The organism is Gordonia otitidis NBRC 100426 (assembly GCF_000248075.1).
Lineage (GTDB): Bacteria > Actinomycetota > Actinomycetes > Mycobacteriales > Mycobacteriaceae > Gordonia > Gordonia otitidis.
Genome location: NZ_BAFB01000100.1, coordinates 13641 through 31683, shown reverse-complemented (window position 1 = coordinate 31683; position 18043 = coordinate 13641). Strand labels below are relative to the sequence as shown.

Here is an 18043-nt window from a genome sequence, read left to right as displayed (position 1 = left end):
GCTTCACCGCGCTCGCCGGATCGCTCGAGGCGTTCGCAACCGCGACCGCTGACGCACGCTCCGAGATGACTGTGCTCGCATCGATTGCCGATCGCGACCGGCTCGCGGGCTCGGTGGCCGCAGCGCTCGGCGACGACTCCGCCCGCGTCGCAGCTGCCGGCGCCGGTCGTTACGCCCTGTCTGCGGCGGGTGACGAGTACACGGAGCGGGCCCACGAGGCAGGCGACGTGACCGACCGCGAGGCAACGCAGGCCGCACCACCGTCTGCGACCGGTGGCATGATGCCGATGGCAGGATTGGCTGGTCTCGGAGCGGCGGGGATGCCGTTGGGTGCGGCACTGCTGCACAGTCCTCAGGGAGTCGCAGAACGCGCTCTCACCGTCGACATCGACCCGGCGGCGTTGATCGACCGTGCGGCTGTCCTCCAGGCGTCGCTCCCGTACCCGTTCTCCGAGTGGATGCGCGTCGCCGTCGGAGTCGGCGTCGACGAGAACGGAGAGCCCGTCCGTGTTGTCGCGACCAGTGACCCACAGCCGTATCAGCGACCAGGCTTTGCGATGGTGCCGAGCGAGCTCCTCGCCGGCGACGGCGGCCCGCCGGAGTATGCGGTTGTGGCCGAGATGGTCCGCTCCGGGGTGAGGCCCAGGATGGTGGCGACCGCTGACCCGATGCCGCAGGGAGTCGCATCGGTGCTGATCGCGGAGGGTGTCGAGGTGCTGTCACCGCCGCAGTCGCGGACGTGAACGCGTCCGACCGAGGATCGACGCCTCGTGCTCCGCGCGATTTCACTTCCCGCCAGGTGCTCTGGCACAATGGACGGGTTGCCTGAGACCGTCGATCGACGTCACGGGCATGACTCGGAGCACGAACCGGTTCGAACCATACGCCGCACCCGTCGGAACACCGACGCACGTGGCGTGGGCCGCCAGGTTCCTCTGTTCACCAGTAGCCACATTAAGGAACAACGACACATGAACACCCTCGACTTCCTCGACAAGCAGTCTCTGCGCGACGACATCCCCGAGTTCGGCCCCGGCGACACCCTCGACGTGCACGTCAAGGTCATCGAAGGCTCCAAGGAGCGCGTCCAGGTCTTCAAGGGTGTCGTCATCCGTCGTCAGGGTGGCGGTATCCGCGAGACCTTCACCGTTCGCAAGGTGTCGTTCGGTGTCGGCGTGGAGCGCACCTTCCCGGTGCACAGCCCCAACATCGCGAAGATCGATGTCCTCACCCGCGGCGACGTCCGCCGTGCGAAGCTCTACTACCTGCGCGATCTGCGCGGTAAGGCAGCCAAGATCAAGGAAAAGCGCTGACGCGTCTACCCTGACGACGTGGCATCCGAACACGGCGCGGCACATCACTCCGACGCAGACGACGCCAATTCACGTTCGACGGAGAAACCCGACGTCGCTGCAGATTCCGAGGACCCGCAGGCGCGGCCCTGGCGAACCAGGGACGACGAGGACGAGCCCAAGCGCAAGCGCGGGTCGTGGTTGCGCGAGACGATCATCATCATCGCGTGCGTGCTGTTGGTGACCTGGATTCTGCAGACCTTCATCGGAAGGCAATACGTGATCCCGTCGGAATCGATGGAATCAACGCTCATCGGCTGCCAGGGCTGCACCAACGACCGCATCGTGATCGACAAGCTGGCGTATCGCTTCGGCGATCCCCAGCCCGGTGATGTCGTCGTCTTCCGTGCGCCGACCGCGTCGTGGGACGGCGACTGGGAGTCACCACGCTCGTCCAACACCGTCGTGCATGCACTGCAGGACGGCCTGTCGTGGTTCGGCTTCGCACCCCCGGACGAGAATGACCTGGTCAAACGTGTGATCGCGACCGGCGGCCAGACCGTCGAGTGTCGCAACGCGGACGGCGTCGGAGTCAAGGTCGACGGCAAGGCGCTGACCGAGCCCTACATCGACAAGAGTCTGCAGTCGCGCGACGTCGCAACCGGGCAATCGGGTGAGCCCGACAATCAGGTGACCAGCTGTTATGGTCCGGATTTCGGTCCGATCACCGTGCCCAAGGGCAACGTGTGGGTGATGGGTGACAACCGCGAGTACTCGGCGGATTCCCGCTATCACATCACCGACGAACTCCACGGCACCGTTCCGGTGTCCGACATTCGCGGCAAGGTGCGTTTCATCATCTATCCCGTGTCACGGATCGGTGGTGTCGGCTCGGTCAACCCGCAGCAGTGACGGGTCGTGGTGTCGTGGGCTCGTGGCCGCCGAGATCTCCCGTTCGCCGGGCAGCAGGGCTGCGGACGTTCGAGTTCGCGTTGCACCGTGGCGGATTAGGGCCGGTTGCGGGTGTCGACGAAGCAGGTCGAGGAGCGTGCGCGGGCCCGCTGGTTGTCGCGGCATGCGTCCTCAAGCCCACCCAACTCGCGTCTCTGGCAGAACTCGACGACTCCAAACGGCTCTCGGAGGCAACAAGGGAGACGCTCTACCGCGCCGTCACCCGATACGCGGCGAGCTGGTCGGTCGTGATCATCGAGGCCGACGAGATCGACCGGATCGGCATCCATGTCGCGAACATCGAAGGGATGCGTCGCGCCGTCGCCCGACTCGACGTCACGCCCGGATACGTGCTGTCCGACGGTTTCGCGGTTCCGGGTCTGACGGCCCCGTCGCTTCCCGTGATCGGTGGTGACGGCGCAGCTGCGTGCATAGCCGCTGCCAGCATCCTCGCGAAGGTCACGCGAGACCGCATCATGGTGGCGATGGACGACGAGGTGCCCGGCTACGACTTCGCCATCCACAAGGGCTACAGCACCGCTCATCACATGGCGTGCCTCGACGCCCACGGGCCGTCGCATCAGCACCGGATGTCCTACCGCAACGTCGCCGCCAGGCGTCGTGTGGAGGGCGACACCGCGTGAGGTGTTCGACGATCACTCCAGACCGACCTGCTCCACCACGACCGCGATAGGCTTGCACGATGAGCGCTGAGGATCTCGAGAAGTACGAAACCGAGATGGAGTTGTCCCTGTACCGCGAGTACAAGGACATCGTCGGCCAGTTCACCTACGTGGTGGAGACCGAGCGGCGTTTCTACCTGGCCAACGCTGTGGAGATGGTCCCGCGTAACACCGACGGCGAGGTGTACTTCGAACTCCGCATGAGCGACGCGTGGGTATGGGACATGTACCGGCCGGCGCGCTTTGTCAAGCAGGTCCGCGTCATCACGTTCAAGGATGTCAACATCGAAGAGCTCGAAAAGCCGGAATTGCGGCTTCCCGACGAGCCGTGATACGCGGGCGGCCACTTCTCGGTGACGGCGACGAGGCTGTCCGACAGGCGGTGATGGCCTGATCGGGTGACGAGCGCTCGTCGAACATCGCGGCTCCACGGGTATTCCACAATCTCGTGTGTATCCCCAGCTAAGCGGCCGACCCGGGAACGAACGTCGTTTCGTCGTCGGTTTCAGCCACTGTTGCGGCATGAGAAGCGAGTCGTCTGCGCGGCGTCCGGATCGGCGGGCATTGATCGGACGGTTGGGTGAAGACCTCGCCGCCGAGTACGTCGCCGGTCTGGGTTGGTCTGTGCTCGAACGGAATTGGCGATGCCGCTACGGCGAGCTCGACATGATCGCCACGGACCGCGACGGTCAGGAGTCGGTGCTGGTCATCGTCGAGGTCAAGACCAGGGCCAGTCGAGTACTCGGTGACCCTGCCGAAGCGGTCACCGCCGACAAGCTCTCGCGGATCCGACGGTTGACCCGACTGTGGTTGGCCGATCAGGACGCGTTCTGGCCGACCATCAGGGTCGACGTCGTCTCCGTTCAGCTCGATCCCCACCATCCCGAACGCACCGAACTCGCCGCGCTGCGTCATCACCGCGGTGTGTTCGAGTAGGGGCGCGCGATGTCGTTGGGACGCTGCCATTCCGTTGGCCTGAACGCCTTCAAGGCGGGGATCGTCGAGGTGCAGGCCTCTCTCAGCTCGGGACTGCCGGGATTCTCCCTGTCCGGAAACGTCGATTCCTCTCTGCGTGAGGCTCGTGATCGCGTGCGCGCCGCCGTGGCGAATTCGGGGGAGAAGTTCCCGGAGAAGAAGGTCACGGTGAATCTGGCACCCGCCGAGATGCCCAAGAGTGGCTCGGGACATGATCTGGCGCTTGCCGTGTCGATACTTGCTGCGACCGAGGCGGTTCCGACGTCGGCGTTGGGCAGCACGGTCTTTCTGGGCGAACTCGCGCTGGATGGCAGGTTGCGTCCGGTTCGCGGTGTGTTGCCCGCCGTGATCGAGGCACGTAACGCGGGATTCGCCCGTGCGGTCGTGCCCATCGAATCGGTGGGTGAGGCGACGCTGGTGAGCGACATCGAGGTCGGGGGCGCGCATTCCTTGTCGGAGGTGGCGCGATGGCTGAAGGGGGAGTGTGTGCTGGACACGGTGTGCGAGATGCGCGCCGTACCCGCCGACCCGGTCGCCGACATGGCCGACGTGGTCGGCCAGAGCGAGGCTCGCCACGTACTCGAAATCGCCGCCGCCGGTTCGCATCACGTGATGATGACCGGACCTCCGGGCATCGGGAAGACGATGTTGGCGCGGCGGCTGCCCGGCATTCTCCCGCCGCTCGACGCGGAGGAGTCGTTGGAGGTGACCGCCTTGCATTCGATCGCCGGGCGGTTGCGTCCCGGTCAGCCGTTGATCACCGCGCCGCCGTTCGTCGCGCCCCACCACAGCACGTCGACGACGGCGTTGATCGGCGGCGGAACGGGTATGGCGCGTCCCGGCGCGGTGTCGCTGGCACATCGGGGCATCTTATTTCTCGACGAATGTGCCGAAATGGGCCCCAAAGTCCTCGATTCCCTTCGGCAACCCCTCGAAGAGGGAGAGGTGCGGATCAGTCGACGCGACGGGGTGGCCGCCTATCCGGCGCGTTTCCAACTGCTCCTCGCAGCCAACCCCTGTCCGTGCGCGCCGGTCCACGACGTCGACTGTGTCTGCAGCGCGGTGGTCCGGCGGCGCTACCTCGGAAAGCTGTCCGGACCACTGATGGATCGTGTGGATCTGCGGGTGCAGATGGAACCACCGGGAAACACGGCGCTGACGATGGCCGCGGGGGAATCGAGTGCCGATATCCGGCTCAGGGTCACCGCTGCACGCGGGGCCGCGATCGAGCGGTGGCGCGATCACGGTTGGCGCACGAACTCCGAGGTGCCCGGTTCCGCGCTGCGACAACAGTTCCGGCTTCCACCCAAGGCCCTTCGCCCCGTCGAGATGTGCGTTCGGGAGGGGCGTGTGACCACGCGCGGGGTCGATCGCGCCCTCCGCGTCGCGTGGACGTTGACCGACCTTCGCGGCGGCGACGTCCCGACCGAAACCGATGTCGCTCAGGCTCTGCTGTACCGAGACCGAGGGGGATACCGATGACCGTGTACGCCGACACCCGGCACGACGATACCGAGTTGCGCGCGTGGGCCTACCTCAGCGCTGTTGCCGAGCCGCCGTGTACCGCGATCCGTCGGCTCGTCGACGACGTCGGTCCGGCAGCGGCAGCCGACGCCATTCGTACTCGTCGAGTACCGGCAGGCCACGAGGCGGTGCTCGGGCCGACCATTGCACGAGCCGACAAATGCACTCCGGCGCAGGATCTGAAGAAGGCCGATGCGCTCGGCGCCCGGCTGCTGACCCCGGATGACGCCGAATGGCCGGCGTGGTCACTGTTGCCGCTGACGAGAATCGACGCATCGGCGCACGGGGACGAACCGATCGCGCTGTGGGTGCGTGGACCCGCACGCCTCGACGACGTTGCCGCGGCGTCGATCGCGCTGGTCGGGTCGCGTGCGGCGTCGTCGTACGGCGAACACGTCACCGGACGACTCGCAAGCGAACTGTGCGCGCAGGGGTGGGCCGTGGTGTCGGGCGGCGCCTACGGCGTCGACGGGGCGGCTCATCGTGCCGCGCTGGCGTCGGGGGGTGTGACGCTGGCAGTGTTGGCCTGCGGGATTGATCGCGACTATCCGGCAGGACACGCAAGGCTGCTCGCCGAGATCGCCGGTCGTGGCGCGGTGGTCTCCGAGTACGCCCCGGGCACAACTGCCGCGCGGCACCGATTCCTGACGCGAAACCGGCTGGTGGCAGCGTTGTCGTCGGCGACTGTCGTCGTCGAGGCGGGAAAGAGGTCGGGTGCGGCGAACACCGCGGCATGGGCCCGCATGATCGATCGGCCCGTGGGAGCCGTACCGGGACCGGTCACATCGGCGACGTCGGTGGGGTGTCACCGGCTGATCGCCGACGGACTCGGCACGCTCGTGACCGACGCGGCCTCGGTCATCACCCTTGCGATACCGGATGGCGGGGGTGATCCCGGCCGCGGTCGGGATCGGCCGACCGACAGACTCACGGACGACGAAAAGCGGGTTCACGACGCGATTCCGGGACAGGGCAGTGCGACGACCGCGGAGATCTCGTTCGCTGCGGGCCTCGACCTCGGGATCGTCCGCGCCGCACTGGCAGGCCTGGAGATCGCAGGTCTGATCGCGGCGGACGGCGCAGGATGGCGACTCTCGGTTTAGGTCACCCTAATTTGAGGCGTATGCTGGGTTTCATTAGGAGGTTCCATGGCAAAGCGCGTGAATTCGATGACGGTGCTCCGACGCGAGCAGATCACACCCCACATGGTGAGTCTCTATCTCGGTGGAGACGGCTTCGACGACTTCGCGGCGGCGCTGCCCCCGCGATCCGACCGTGACACCGATATGTACGTGAAACTCATCTTCATGCCCGCGGGCGTCGACTTCCCGGACGATTTCGATCCGCGGGCGTCGCGGTCACTGCCGCCCGAACAACAGCCCGTGCTGCGTACCTACACGATCCGTTCGGTCGACGAGGACGAGCGCGAGATCGCGATCGACTTCGTCGTGCACGGTGACGAGGGGATCGCAGGCCCGTGGGCTGCAACCGTGGCACCCGGGTCCGCGGTGAACTTCCTCGGACCGGGCAGTGGTTACCGTCCTGACTCCGACGCTCCCTGGCATCTCCTGGCCTCGGATGAAGCGGGCCTGCCCGCGTTGGCGGCGGCGCTCGAGGCGCTGCCCGCGGATGCGATAGCGAAAGCGTTCATCGAGGTCGCCGGACCCGACGACGAGGTTCCGTTGAACGTGCCCGCCGGGGTGCAGGTCACCTGGGTCCACCGCGGTGGTCCTGCAGGCGAGGTGTCCGACGACGTCGCGGGCGACAACGCGCCGCTGATCGGCGCCGTGCGCGAAACCGAGTGGCTCGACGGTGAACCACACGTGTTCATCCACGGCGAGGCGCAGGCGGTGATGCACAACCTGCGCAGCTACGTACGCAAGGAGCGCGGCGTGAGCGCCGCGAACGCGTCGATCTCGGGTTACTGGCGGCGCGGGCGCACCGAAGAGGGGTTCCGGCAGTGGAAGTCCGAACTGCGCGCGACGGAGGAGTCCGCGGGCGTCGCCGGTTGAAGAACGACGGCCGGTCGGGTGGCCGGGAGGCTGTCCCGGGCTCGTAGCCGCGGCTGATTCGTACGCTGCGTATCGGCGCCGAGGCGACGATCCGACAACGACGCGCGTGTGCGGTTGCGAACGCTGGCGGCGTTCGCTGTTGTTGATCTATGACCGCCTCCGTGCTCGACGACTTCGCCGACTATCTGCGCCACGAGCGTGGACGTAGCGAGCACACCATCCGCGCCTATGTCTCCGACGTGCGCGGGCTCGTCGCCTTCGCCGGCGCCCGGGGGGTTCAGGTGGGCGACATCGACCTGCCCCTGCTGCGTTCCTGGCTCGCCGAACACACGCGCCGCGGAGCGGCGCGCACCACCGTCGCACGGCAGGTGTCGTCCGCGAAGACCTTCTGCGCGTGGGCACTTCGTGAACAGATCTTCGACAACGACCCGTCGACGCGGCTGCAGGCGCCCAAGGCGCACCGCACCCTGCCACCGATTTTGGCGCCGGACGAGGCGGCCGCCGCGATCAGTGCGGCGGGCCGCGTCCGCCGCTCCTCGGGTGACGAGGACGTGCCGACGGACTCCGACGTCTCGTCGGACACCCCCGACAGTGTCGCCCCGATCGTGCTTCGCGACGTCGTGATCGTAGAACTGTTGTACGCCACCGGGATTCGTGTCGGGGAGTTGTGTGGACTGGACATCGCCGATATCGAGCAGGGCCGCCGGGTGGTCCGCGTGATCGGTAAGGGCGACAAGGAGCGGACGGTGCCCTACGGAGCACCGGCGGCCACGGCAGTAGCACGGTGGCTGCGCGACGGTCGACCGTCGCTTGCGACGGATCGTTCCGGTGATGCGCTGCTGCTCGGCGCGCGTGGGGGTCGCCTCGATCAGCGGATGGCACGGTCTGTCGTCCATCGCGCCGTCGACGCCGCGGGCGGCCCGTCGATGGGGCCGCACGGTCTACGACATTCGGCGGCCACACACCTCCTCGAGGGCGGCGCGGATCTGCGTGTGGTGCAGGAACTCCTCGGCCACGCGTCACTGGCGACCACACAGCTGTACACGCACGTCAGCGTCGAACGTCTACGTGCGGCGCATCGCCAGGCACACCCGCGGGCCTGACGGTCCCTCTCGTCTGGTCGACATGTGCTCACCCGTCGAGAGGTTTGAGTCGAACACGTACCGCGCCGAGCAGTCCGAGTGGATCCACGTATGCGGCGGTCCGTCCCGCTCCGCGCCGGGCGCCCCAGTGCACACACGCAGCCACAGGGCAGCCGGCGTGCCCTGCAAGGGCCGTTCCGATCGGTGTTCCGCGGTCGACTCGGTCGCCGCGCCGAACGCTCGGCCGGACCGGTTCGTACGTCGTGATCAGACCGTCGGGATGCTGGACCGACACCGTCGATTTGCCGCCGACCTGCCCCGCGAACCGGACCACCCCGTCGCCGGCGGCGAGCACCGGTGCGCCGGTCTCGACGGCGAGATCGACGCCGCGGTGACCCGCGTGCCATCGTTGATCAGGTGCGTCGAAACCGGTGACCACCGTCGGTCTCGGTGCGAGCGGCGCGCCGTATTTCGCCGTGCGCGCGTCGACGACGGCGGGAACTCCGAGCAGGAGGGCGCTGGTCAGCGCGATGTCGGCGAGGAGGACGACGAGGCGCCGCACGATCGGGGAGCTGTCTGGGACGTGTGCGTTCTCGGCGTGCTCGGGCGAGGTCTGGCGGTGCATGAAGATCTGACGCACGCACAGTCCGAAAAGCTCCACCGAGGTGACGGTGGTGGCGACCGACCGGCGTTTTGGGTTCTGAGCTGGGGCGGCGTAGGCTGGTAGGGCATCTCATCTGCGGATGAGGTGACTTCGCGCGCCTGCATCAGGTTGCGTCGCACCGACCGAGGTCGCGTGCGGCAGCCGCATCCCTCGCGCGGGCGGTCCCGGACAACCGGGTCCGCGCGAGGCGGGCGCCAGGATCGTCATCACCCCGGTGGCGATGTCAACTGCACACAAAGGATAGAAGACTCATGGCTGTCGTAACCATGAAGCAGCTGCTTGACAGCGGCGCACACTTCGGGCACCAGACCCGCCGTTGGAACCCGAAGATGAAGCGATTCATCTTCACCGACCGCAACGGCATCTACATCATCGACCTGCAGCAGACGCTGACCTACATCGACAAGGCCTACGAGTTCGTCAAGGAGACGGTCGCCCACGGTGGCACCATCCTCTTCGTCGGCACCAAGAAGCAGGCTCAGGAGTCGATCGCCGCCGAGGCCACCCGCGTCGGCATGCCGTATGTCAACCAGCGCTGGCTCGGTGGCATGCTCACCAACTTCCAGACCGTCCACAAGCGTCTGCAGCGTCTCAAGGAACTCGAGACGATGGAGCAGACCGGCGGTTTCGAGGGTCGCACCAAGAAGGAAATCCTGATGCTGACCCGCGAGAAGAACAAGCTCGAGCGGACACTCGGCGGTATCCGGGATATGGCCAAGGTGCCTTCTGCGATTTGGGTGGTGGACACCAACAAGGAGCACATTGCTGTCGGAGAGGCACGCAAGCTCAACATCCCGGTCATCGCGATCCTCGACACCAACTGCGATCCCGACCTCGTCGACTACCCGATCCCGGGTAACGACGACGCGATCCGCAGCGCTGCACTGCTCACCCGCGTGGTCGCCTCGGCGGTCGCCGAGGGTGTCCAGGCCCGCGCCGGTCAGGCCTCTTCGGATGCCAAGCCCGACGCCGCTGCAGGCGAGCCGCTCGCCGAGTGGGAGCAGGAGCTGCTGACCCAGGCTGCCGCACCGGCAGGCGAGGTTGCTGCCGAGGCTCCCGTCGCGACCGAGCCGCCCGCTACCGCCTGAGGCGCGTAGCAGATAGCCACCGGCGGGTGCTCGCGAGACTCGACCCGGGTCTTGCGGGCACCCGCACCTTTTGACACCACGTGAAGGAGGCTCGCCAACGATGGCGAACTACACCGCAGCCGATGTGAAGCGTCTCCGCGAGCTCACCGGCTCAGGAATGCTGGATTGCAAGAAGGCTCTGGAGAACAACGACGGCGATTTCGACAAGGCCGTCGAGGAACTCCGCATCAAGGGCGCCAAGGACGTGGGCAAGCGCGCTGAGCGCTCCACCGCCGAGGGCCTCGTCGCCGCGAAGGGCGGCGCGATGATCGAGCTCAACTCCGAGACCGACTTCGTCGCGAAGAACGCCGACTTCCAGGAGCTCGCCGATCAGGTTCTCGACGCGGCCACCGCTGCCAAGACGAGCGACGTCGAAGAGCTCAAGGCCGCCAAGCTCGGCGACGGCACCGTCGCCGATGCCGTGCAGGCGCTCTCGGCCAAGATCGGCGAGAAGCTCGAACTGCGTCGCGTCGTCTACTACGACGGCCCCGTCTCCGTGTACCTGCACAAGCGCGCGTCCGACCTCCCGCCTGCTGTCGGCGTGCTCGTGTCCTACGAGGGCGATGGCGACGCCGCCGCCGAGGCTGCTCGCAACGCTGCGCAGCAGGTCGCGGCTCTCAAGGCGCGTTACGCCACCCGCGACGAGGTCCCCGCCGACGTCGTCGAGAACGAGCGTCGTATCGCCGAGGAGACCGCCAAGGCCGAAGGCAAGCCGGAGAAGGCTCTGCCGAAGATCGTCGAAGGTCGCCTCACGGGATTCTTCAAGGACTCGGTCCTCGTCGACCAGCCGTTCGTGAAGGATTCCAAGAAGACCGTCAAGGACGTCCTCGACGAGGCCGGTGCCAGCGTCAAGGCGTTCACCCGCTTCGAGGTCGGTCAGTCCTGACACGACCGCGCCGAGCCATCGGCGCGAGATGACAACCGATGCCCGCATCCGAATCCGGATGCGGGCATCGGTGTTTCGTGATCGTGTTCAGTCCGTCGGGCGACGTCCGAGCGCGAGTGACAGCACGGCGATCACACCCCCGAGGATCGCGAGCACCCAGAGGGTCGCCCGAAAAGCTCCGACGAAACTCTGCGCGGCCACGCGTCGACCGGCCACTTTGAGTTCGGGTGCCGCCTGGCGGGCGACCGTGGCCGCGACGCCTTGCTGAGCCGAACTCGACGTCGAGCATCCCGGCGCCGGGCGCTCCGGATGCGCTGAGGTCAACTGAGCCGATGCGCAATCGGCGAAACGATCGACCACCGCGCCGCGGAACATCGGATCGACCGCAGTGTGCTCGAGCGCGGCCGACAAGTTCGTGCGAGCCGCAGGCACCGCATCCGCCGACTGGGCCGCCACCTGTCCGAAGAAGAAGATGGTGACCACGGCCAGTCCGATCGACGCGCCTATCTGCTGGACTGTCGGCACACAGCCCGACGCCGAACCGATGGTGTTCTCGTTCGTGTCCGACAGGATCGCTGTCTGGAGAGGAGCGATGAAGAAGCCTGTGCCGATGCCGCCGACGACCAGTGGGGTGATCACGGCCGGCACCGACAGCGACGCGGTCTCGGGTGCGAGCGTCGCGGCCAGCCAGGCCAGACCAGCCGACAGAACTGCGACGCCGATGCACAGCGTGAGCGAGGGGCCGAGTCGACGGACGACGAGCGGCGAGGCCACCGAACCGGTTGCGGCCCCCAGCGCGAATGGCAGGGCGAGCAGACCGGTGCGTAACGCCGAGTAGCCTAGCCCGAACTGCGTTGCCACGGAGACGGTGAAGAAGAATCCGGCGAACACGCTGAAGAACAGCAACGACAGCATCAGGCCCACCGAGAAGCGTCGCGACGCGAAGAGGTCGAGTCGCAACAGTGGGGCGCCGCCGTGACGGAGCAGTCGATGTTCCGCCACGACGAATAAGCCCAACAGGATGATCGCCGCACCCATCATCGCCCACAGGCGCGGTGGCCAACCCTGCTCACGGCCCACCGCCAGAGGATAGAGCAGAAGGAAGAGGCCTGCGGTCGACAGGGCAACTCCGACGAGATCGAGTCGGGGCGACGAGTCGTCGCGCATCCGGGGAAGCCGCCGCGCTGCGAGTACACAGGCGAGCACGCCGATCGGGACGTTGACGAAGAAGATCGCACGCCATCCCCAGCCGAACAGATCGCCGGTCACCAGGAGTCCTCCGAGCACCGGTCCGAGCATCGCGGCCAATCCCGCGACGGCACCGTAGATTCCGAACACCATCCCGTGCCGCGACTTGGGGAACAGCGCGGCGATGAGCGCGAGCGTCTGCGCAGACATCAGCGCCGCACTCATCCCCTGCGCGCCGCGGCAGATGATCAACTCGAGGGGGCTGCGTGCCAGCCCACACAAGACCGACGTGACAGTGAAGGCGACCATCGCAACGATGAAGAGCCGACGCCGCCCGAGCCGTCCACCGAGCGTCGCTGCCGTCAACAGTGTGCACGCGAAAGCCAGGGTGTAGACGCTGAGCACGAACAGCTGCTCGGAGGTCGAGGCACCGAGCTCGACGGTCAGGTCGGGAAGTGCGATGTTGACGATCGTGGTGTCGAGCATCTGCATGAAAAGTCCGAGCAGACATCCTGCCAGTGCAAGCCATGCAGCACGGGGCGACGTGTCGGCCGACTTGCTCGGGGACACCACCGGCGTGGTGTTGGCCGCCATGAGGCTACGTCCGATCAGTTCGCGTGCGAAAACTGCGGCTGATAATCGCCCTGGTCGGCCACGATCCGCATGATGTGTTTGACCTTCTCGGCGTACAGGGCGAGTGAGTCGCGGCCCTCGTCGGTGTCCGGAAACAGGAAGCTCATCGAGGTGTGGTCGGTGAATCTGTTGACCCACATGAATACTTCCTCGCTGCTGCCGCGATTGCCGTAGAGGCAGCCGTTGATGGCGTCGAAGAGGTCGACCCCGGGCAGCTTACGGACGTCGATGTAGGAGAACATGGGAACGGTCCAGCCGACCGGGATGTCGATGCCGTCGTCGTTGCCGACCAACTGTGCCACCCGGTGCAGCGAGACGTCGGTGAGTTCTTTTCCTTTCGTGTAGCTCCGGCCGGCCACGGTGGCGATGTCGGTGAAGGTTGCAGCCGGACCCACCTTGATCGGAACGGGAATCAAACTGGTGAACCATCCGACCGAGTTCAACTCGCGCCCCGCGGCCCGTGTGCTCTTGGGTGTCATCGCGAGATACTCTGCCTCGCCGGTGAATTCGCAATACGCGATCGCAGCCACCGCGAGAAGTCCCGCGGTCATGTTGGCACCGTTCTCCTTGCAGGTCTTCTCGAACCTCTGCGCGGCGGCTTCGTCGAAGACGCTCTCGGTCACATGTCCACTGCGCGTGTAGCCCTCGGAGTCCGTGCCGAGCGGCAGGGGGAAATGGGGCAGTTCGCCGCCATTGTTGCGAATCAGTTCGATCCACCGGCGCACCTCGTTCGACTCGGGTGTCAGTTCTCGCGAGACCGAGCGCTCGTGTTCGCAATAGCGAAGGTAACTGCCGATCTCGGGAACAGGGTTGTCGAGTCCGAATGCCTCGTTGGAGTAAAGGGTGATCAATTCGACGCAGGTCAGCGCCTGTGAAATACCGTCGGTATTGAGATGGTCGACCGCGGCGTACAAAGTGAAGCCGCCGTCCCATTCGATTGCTCCGAAAGTGAAACAGTTCCATGCGAACGGACCGGGAGTGTTGTCGGACACCAGGGTTCTGATGTCGGCGGGGTTCGCGATGTCACCGTGCTCGGTCGACGACAATTCGACGATGTCGGGGTCGACGACGTGTCGCGCGATGGTGCCGTCTGCTTCGACCGAGAACCAGGAGAGATAGGTATCGTGGCGGCGCAGGAATGTCGTCACCGCGCGCGCGAAGGCGTCAGGATCGAGCGGGCTCTGAAAGTCGAAGGCTTCCAAGCAGAGTCGTGAGAAGCGAAAACCCGCGGATTCGTTGCGCAGTGCCGCGTGAAGGTACTCCTCCTGTTGATGCGACGGCGGAACCGGATGGAGGGGTGCTTTCGCTCCCGTGGCAATCGCCTCGGGCGACAGCGTCCAACTCGTCACTCGGCCGGCGCGTGGCTGCCATTCGTCGATCAGCCCGAAATTCACCATCGATACAACCTCAATTCTGTCTGGTGGTCGATGAGTGCATCCCCCGATTTCCCCTCACGCCACGACGGTAAGCGTCACGTCACGCAATATTTCAGCGACGCTACCGCAACAACGCAATTGCGGCAATTGTCGACAGCGACGAAAGTGTGGGGTCGACGACACGCGAAATCTGTTGACCACCAGACGAATCGAAGTGGATCAAATGACCAGGAGTCGCGTATTTCGGTAGGTGTGAAAGTGGGTCGATGGACCAACTTCATCAGTAGTGGTCGGCTGCAGAAATGGGTCAAAAGATCAACTTTTCCACGTTTGTGTAACCGGTGGACAATTGGATATCGGGTACGGCACACTGCCCGCATCGGGCTCCAATGTGGTCGTGCGGCTCAATGATTTCCCGATTTCCAAGGATGGCGACGGTGGGGTCGCAACGCATAGGGCCGTGCTCGGCCACGTCCCTTCGGTAGTAGGGCACGACGGTGTGTCGGCCGGGGCGGGGATCGACATCGTGACACACAGATGAAGTGGGGGAGTCGAGTGAAGTCTGCAATCTGCTTTGCCGATGCGCGCGTCCGTCGTCGGTTGACGTTCGAGACAGGCGTGTGGCGCGCGAGACTCGTGGCGATCGCAGCGGCGGCGTGTGTGTTCGGCGGCGGCGTCGTAGCGGTACCGGAAGCGCTGGCCGGTCCGGAGCAGACGCGGATTGTTGCTCAGAACGTTCTGGCGCCCAACGAGATCGACCTCGAAGTGGCCTCGCCCGCGATGCGACGCGCCGTGCCTGTGAAGGTGATACCGTCTCGTTCCGGCACGGCTGCCCCCACGCTGTACCTGCTCAACGGCGCCGCAGGCGGTGACGGTGGCAGCAGTTGGTTCGATCAGACAGACATCCGTACGTTCTTCGCGCACGAAGACGTGAATGTCGTTGTGCCCATGGGCGGTGCCGCAAGCTACTTCACCGACTGGCTGCGCCCGGACGCGAAGCTGGGCGTGCAGAAATGGGCGACGTTCCTGACCGCCGAACTGCCGTCGGTCATCGACGAACGTTTCGGTGGCAACGGGCGCAACGCCATCGCCGGCATCTCCATGGCGGGCACGTCGGTGTTTCAACTGTCGTTGCACGCCCCGACGCTGTACCGGGCGCTGGGATCGTTCAGCGGTTGCGCGCAGACCAGCGATCCCGCGGGTCAGGCGGCGGTGCGGTTGGTCGTCGAGGGGCGTGGTGGTGGGAACACGGTGAACATGTGGGGGCCGCCGACCGCGCCGTCGTGGCGCGAGAATGATCCGTATCTGCACGTGGAGAAGTTCCGCGGCAAGTCGGTGTATGTCTCGAACGGCTCGGGGATGCCCGGTCGCTACGACACGATCGACGGACCCGGGATCGACGGGAGCGGGGAGAAACTCGCCGAGCAGATCGCTGTCGGCGCGGCCATCGAGACGGCGACCGATCAATGTTCCCGGAACCTTGCGCGTCGCATGCGGGACATGGGTGTGCCTGCGACATTCCACTTCTATCAGGGCGGCACGCACGCGTGGCCCTACTGGCAGGACGAACTGCACCGTGCGTGGCCGCAGTTCAAGGCGGCATTGCGGAAATGAGTCAACGACATCCGACCGGGCAGACCTGCGCTGCCGAGGGACATCAGGCATCGATGACGATTTCGGCGTCGCAGGGTTCGGCCACCTGGTTGGAGTCGAACACCTGGGAAAGACCTGACTTCAGGATCGAGGATCTTCTCACGGCAAAGAGGAACGGGAACACGACGGTCTCGGTCGTGCTGCCCGCCCTGAACGAGGAGCGGACCGTTGGCCGGGTCGTCGAGAGCATCATGCCCCTGGTCGGCACGCTGGTCGACGAGTTGGTCGTCGTCGATTCCGGGTCCACTGACGCGACCATCGGGGTCGCACGTGCCGCGGGGGCGAGGGTCGAGTCGCGCGAGTCGGCCCTCGACGGTGTGCCTGTCGTTGAGGGCAAGGGGGAGGTGCTGTGGCGATCGTTGGCGACGACGACCGGTGACATCGTCGCGTTCGTCGACAGCGACCTCGTCGATCCGGATCCCACCTACGTGCCCAAACTGGTCGGCCCGTTGCTCACCACGCCGGAGTTGCGTCTCGTGAAGGGCTACTACCGGCGCCCACTGATGGGGGTCGACGGTGTCGATCCGTCGGGTGGCGGACGGGTCACCGAACTGACCGTGCGGCCGTTGATCGCGGCACTGTGTCCGCAATTGTGCGGGTTGATCCAGCCACTGGCCGGCGAGTACGCCGGTACCCGGGAGTTGCTGACGTCGATACCGTTCGCTCCCGGATACGGCGTCGAGATCGGGATTCTGCTCGACACGCTCGCAGAGCACGGCGTCGACGCCATCGGTCAGGTCAACCTCGGACGGCGGATGCATCGCAATCGCCCGCTCCACCAACTCGGCCCCATGTCGCGGCAGATCGTCGCGACATTCCTGTCCCGGGTGTCGGTCCCGGATTCCGGCAGCCCCCTGGTCACATTCGCGATGGAGGGCGACGGCACCCACAGCCTGCAGCGGTCGTATCCCGTGCTCGACGACAGACCGGCGTTGCGGAGTCTGTTCGTCGATGTCCGCCGTCGCTGAACTGTGCCATCGGCCCCGACCCCTGTGAGGCGTGGCCCACTGCGCAGAGCGGGGCCGTGTCAGGTGGCGTCGGAGTGACACGTGGATCGGCAACCTCGATCACGACGAGGGCGGCCTCCCCATAAGATGGACGAGGCGAACCGACGAGTGAGGATGTTGATGAGCGAAACCCCCGATTCCCCCGAGCCCGCACGTAAGGGCTACCACCGCGTACTGCTCAAGCTCGGTGGCGAGATGTTCGGGGGCGGTCAGGTCGGCCTCGACCCCGATGTCCTGAGCACTGTCGCAGACCAGATCGCCGAGGTGGTGATCTCGGGAGTGCAGGTGGCGGTCGTCATCGGCGGCGGTAATTTCTTCCGCGGAGCCGAACTGCAGCAACGTGGCCTCGACCGTGCACGATCGGACTACATGGGCATGCTCGGGACGGTGATGAACTGTCTGGCTCTTCAGGACTTCCTGGAAAAGCGCGGCATCAACACCCGTGTGCAGACGGCCATCACGATGGGTCAGGTCGCCGAGCCGTACCTTCCGTTGCGCGCCCAACGCCACCTCGAGAAGGGGCGCGTCGTGATCTTCGGCGCAGGCATGGGAATGCCCTACTTCTCCACAGACACCACGGCCGCTCAGCGAGCGCTGGAGATCAAGGCGGAGGTGGTGCTCATGGCCAAGGCGGTCGACGGCGTTTACAGTGACGACCCGCGTACCAATCCCGATGCCACGCTGTATCGAGAGGTCACCCACCGCGAAGTGCTCGACAAAGAGCTCAAAGTGGCGGACGCGACGGCTTTCAGCCTCTGTATGGACAACAAGATGCCGATGCTGGTGTTCAATCTGTTGGAAGAGGGAAACATCGCGCGGGCCGTCGCGGGCGAGCGCATCGGCACACTGGTGAGCACGTAGAAGACCCGGGCGAGGGCCGACCAGCCGGGGAGCGGCCCGATCCCATGAGTACGCGATGTTGCGAGCAGCAACCGACAGCGCGAGAACCAATCGACGAGAACCGGCACGACGACGAGGACCAGGAACCGA

At 65.9% G+C, this 18043-nt stretch carries 18 protein-coding genes; 15 read left to right on the top strand and 3 right to left on the bottom strand.

Translation table 11 applies throughout. The features are described from left to right. The 10 genes from GOOTI_RS26135 to GOOTI_RS10375 form a co-directional block, all read left to right on the top strand. The coding region (locus GOOTI_RS26135; protein WP_007238549.1) for a hypothetical protein at window positions 1-743 on the top strand (743 nt) is incomplete at its 5' end. Window positions 744-971: 228 nt separating this feature from the next. Continuing rightward, on the top strand, window positions 972-1313 hold the full coding sequence (gene rplS / locus GOOTI_RS10415) for a 50S ribosomal protein L19 (protein ID WP_007238548.1): 342 nt from the start codon (window positions 972-974) through the stop codon (window positions 1311-1313). An 18-nt stretch (window positions 1314-1331) separates the two neighbouring features. Continuing rightward, window positions 1332-2204: a signal peptidase I gene (gene lepB, locus GOOTI_RS10410; protein WP_007238547.1), complete on the top strand. Its 873-nt coding sequence runs from the start codon at window positions 1332-1334 to the stop codon at window positions 2202-2204. Window positions 2205-2218: 14 nt separating this feature from the next. Beyond that, a complete protein-coding gene (locus tag GOOTI_RS10405; protein WP_039993905.1) occupies window positions 2219-2887 on the top strand; it encodes a ribonuclease HII in 669 nt (222 codons plus the stop codon). Between the two features lie 59 nt (window positions 2888-2946). Then, window positions 2947-3258, top strand: a complete 312-nt coding sequence (locus tag GOOTI_RS10400; RefSeq protein ID WP_005176689.1) for a DUF2469 domain-containing protein — start codon at window positions 2947-2949, stop codon at window positions 3256-3258. Between the two features lie 190 nt (window positions 3259-3448). Beyond that, on the top strand, window positions 3449-3862 hold the full coding sequence (locus tag GOOTI_RS10395) for a YraN family protein (RefSeq protein ID WP_039993897.1): 414 nt from the start codon (window positions 3449-3451) through the stop codon (window positions 3860-3862). Window positions 3863-3871: 9 nt separating this feature from the next. Then, window positions 3872-5383, top strand: coding sequence for a YifB family Mg chelatase-like AAA ATPase (locus tag GOOTI_RS10390; protein ID WP_007238544.1), 1512 nt, complete (start codon window positions 3872-3874; stop codon window positions 5381-5383). Continuing rightward, on the top strand, window positions 5380-6528 hold the full coding sequence (gene dprA / locus GOOTI_RS10385; protein WP_007238543.1) for a DNA-processing protein DprA: 1149 nt from the start codon (window positions 5380-5382) through the stop codon (window positions 6526-6528). The genes GOOTI_RS10390 and dprA overlap by 4 nt, the downstream gene beginning before the upstream one ends. 45 nt (window positions 6529-6573) lie before the next feature. Next, window positions 6574-7437: a siderophore-interacting protein gene (locus tag GOOTI_RS10380; protein WP_007238542.1), complete on the top strand. Its 864-nt coding sequence runs from the start codon at window positions 6574-6576 to the stop codon at window positions 7435-7437. 149 nt (window positions 7438-7586) lie between these two features. Then, window positions 7587-8540 (top strand): tyrosine recombinase XerC, encoded by a 954-nt coding sequence (locus GOOTI_RS10375; protein ID WP_007238541.1) that lies wholly within the window; start codon window positions 7587-7589, stop codon window positions 8538-8540. 28 nt (window positions 8541-8568) lie between these two features. Here GOOTI_RS10375 and GOOTI_RS10370 read toward each other — a convergent pair whose 3' ends face one another. Next, a complete protein-coding gene (locus GOOTI_RS10370; RefSeq protein ID WP_007238540.1) occupies window positions 8569-9159 on the bottom strand; it encodes a M23 family metallopeptidase in 591 nt (196 codons plus the stop codon). A gap of 275 nt (window positions 9160-9434) precedes the next feature. On the opposite strand from GOOTI_RS10370, the gene rpsB reads away from it, so the two are divergent. Both rpsB and tsf read left to right on the top strand, forming a co-directional pair. Next, window positions 9435-10271 carry a 30S ribosomal protein S2 gene (gene rpsB / locus GOOTI_RS10365; RefSeq protein WP_007238539.1) on the top strand — a complete coding sequence of 279 codons (837 nt, stop codon included), beginning with the start codon at window positions 9435-9437 and terminating at the stop codon, window positions 10269-10271. Between the two features lie 100 nt (window positions 10272-10371). Further along, window positions 10372-11196: a translation elongation factor Ts gene (tsf, locus tag GOOTI_RS10360; RefSeq protein ID WP_007238538.1), complete on the top strand. Its 825-nt coding sequence runs from the start codon at window positions 10372-10374 to the stop codon at window positions 11194-11196. Between the two features lie 87 nt (window positions 11197-11283). Here the strand turns inward: tsf and GOOTI_RS10355 are convergent, their stop codons facing one another. Both GOOTI_RS10355 and GOOTI_RS10350 read right to left on the bottom strand, forming a co-directional pair. Further along, window positions 11284-12978, bottom strand: a complete 1695-nt coding sequence (locus GOOTI_RS10355; RefSeq protein WP_007238537.1) for a DHA2 family efflux MFS transporter permease subunit — start codon at window positions 12976-12978, stop codon at window positions 11284-11286. A 14-nt stretch (window positions 12979-12992) separates the two neighbouring features. Beyond that, a complete protein-coding gene (locus GOOTI_RS10350; RefSeq protein ID WP_007238536.1) occupies window positions 12993-14414 on the bottom strand; it encodes a condensation domain-containing protein in 1422 nt (473 codons plus the stop codon). Window positions 14415-14930: 516 nt separating this feature from the next. On the opposite strand from GOOTI_RS10350, the gene GOOTI_RS10340 reads away from it, so the two are divergent. From GOOTI_RS10340 to pyrH, 3 genes are all read left to right on the top strand, one after another. Beyond that, window positions 14931-16007 (top strand): alpha/beta hydrolase, encoded by a 1077-nt coding sequence (locus GOOTI_RS10340; RefSeq protein WP_007238534.1) that lies wholly within the window; start codon window positions 14931-14933, stop codon window positions 16005-16007. A 53-nt stretch (window positions 16008-16060) separates the two neighbouring features. Beyond that, a complete protein-coding gene (locus GOOTI_RS10335; protein WP_007238533.1) occupies window positions 16061-17014 on the top strand; it encodes a glucosyl-3-phosphoglycerate synthase in 954 nt (317 codons plus the stop codon). A gap of 159 nt (window positions 17015-17173) precedes the next feature. Continuing rightward, window positions 17174-17914, top strand: coding sequence for a UMP kinase (gene pyrH, locus GOOTI_RS10330; RefSeq protein ID WP_007238532.1), 741 nt, complete (start codon window positions 17174-17176; stop codon window positions 17912-17914). Window positions 17915-18043: the final 129 nt, after the last annotated feature.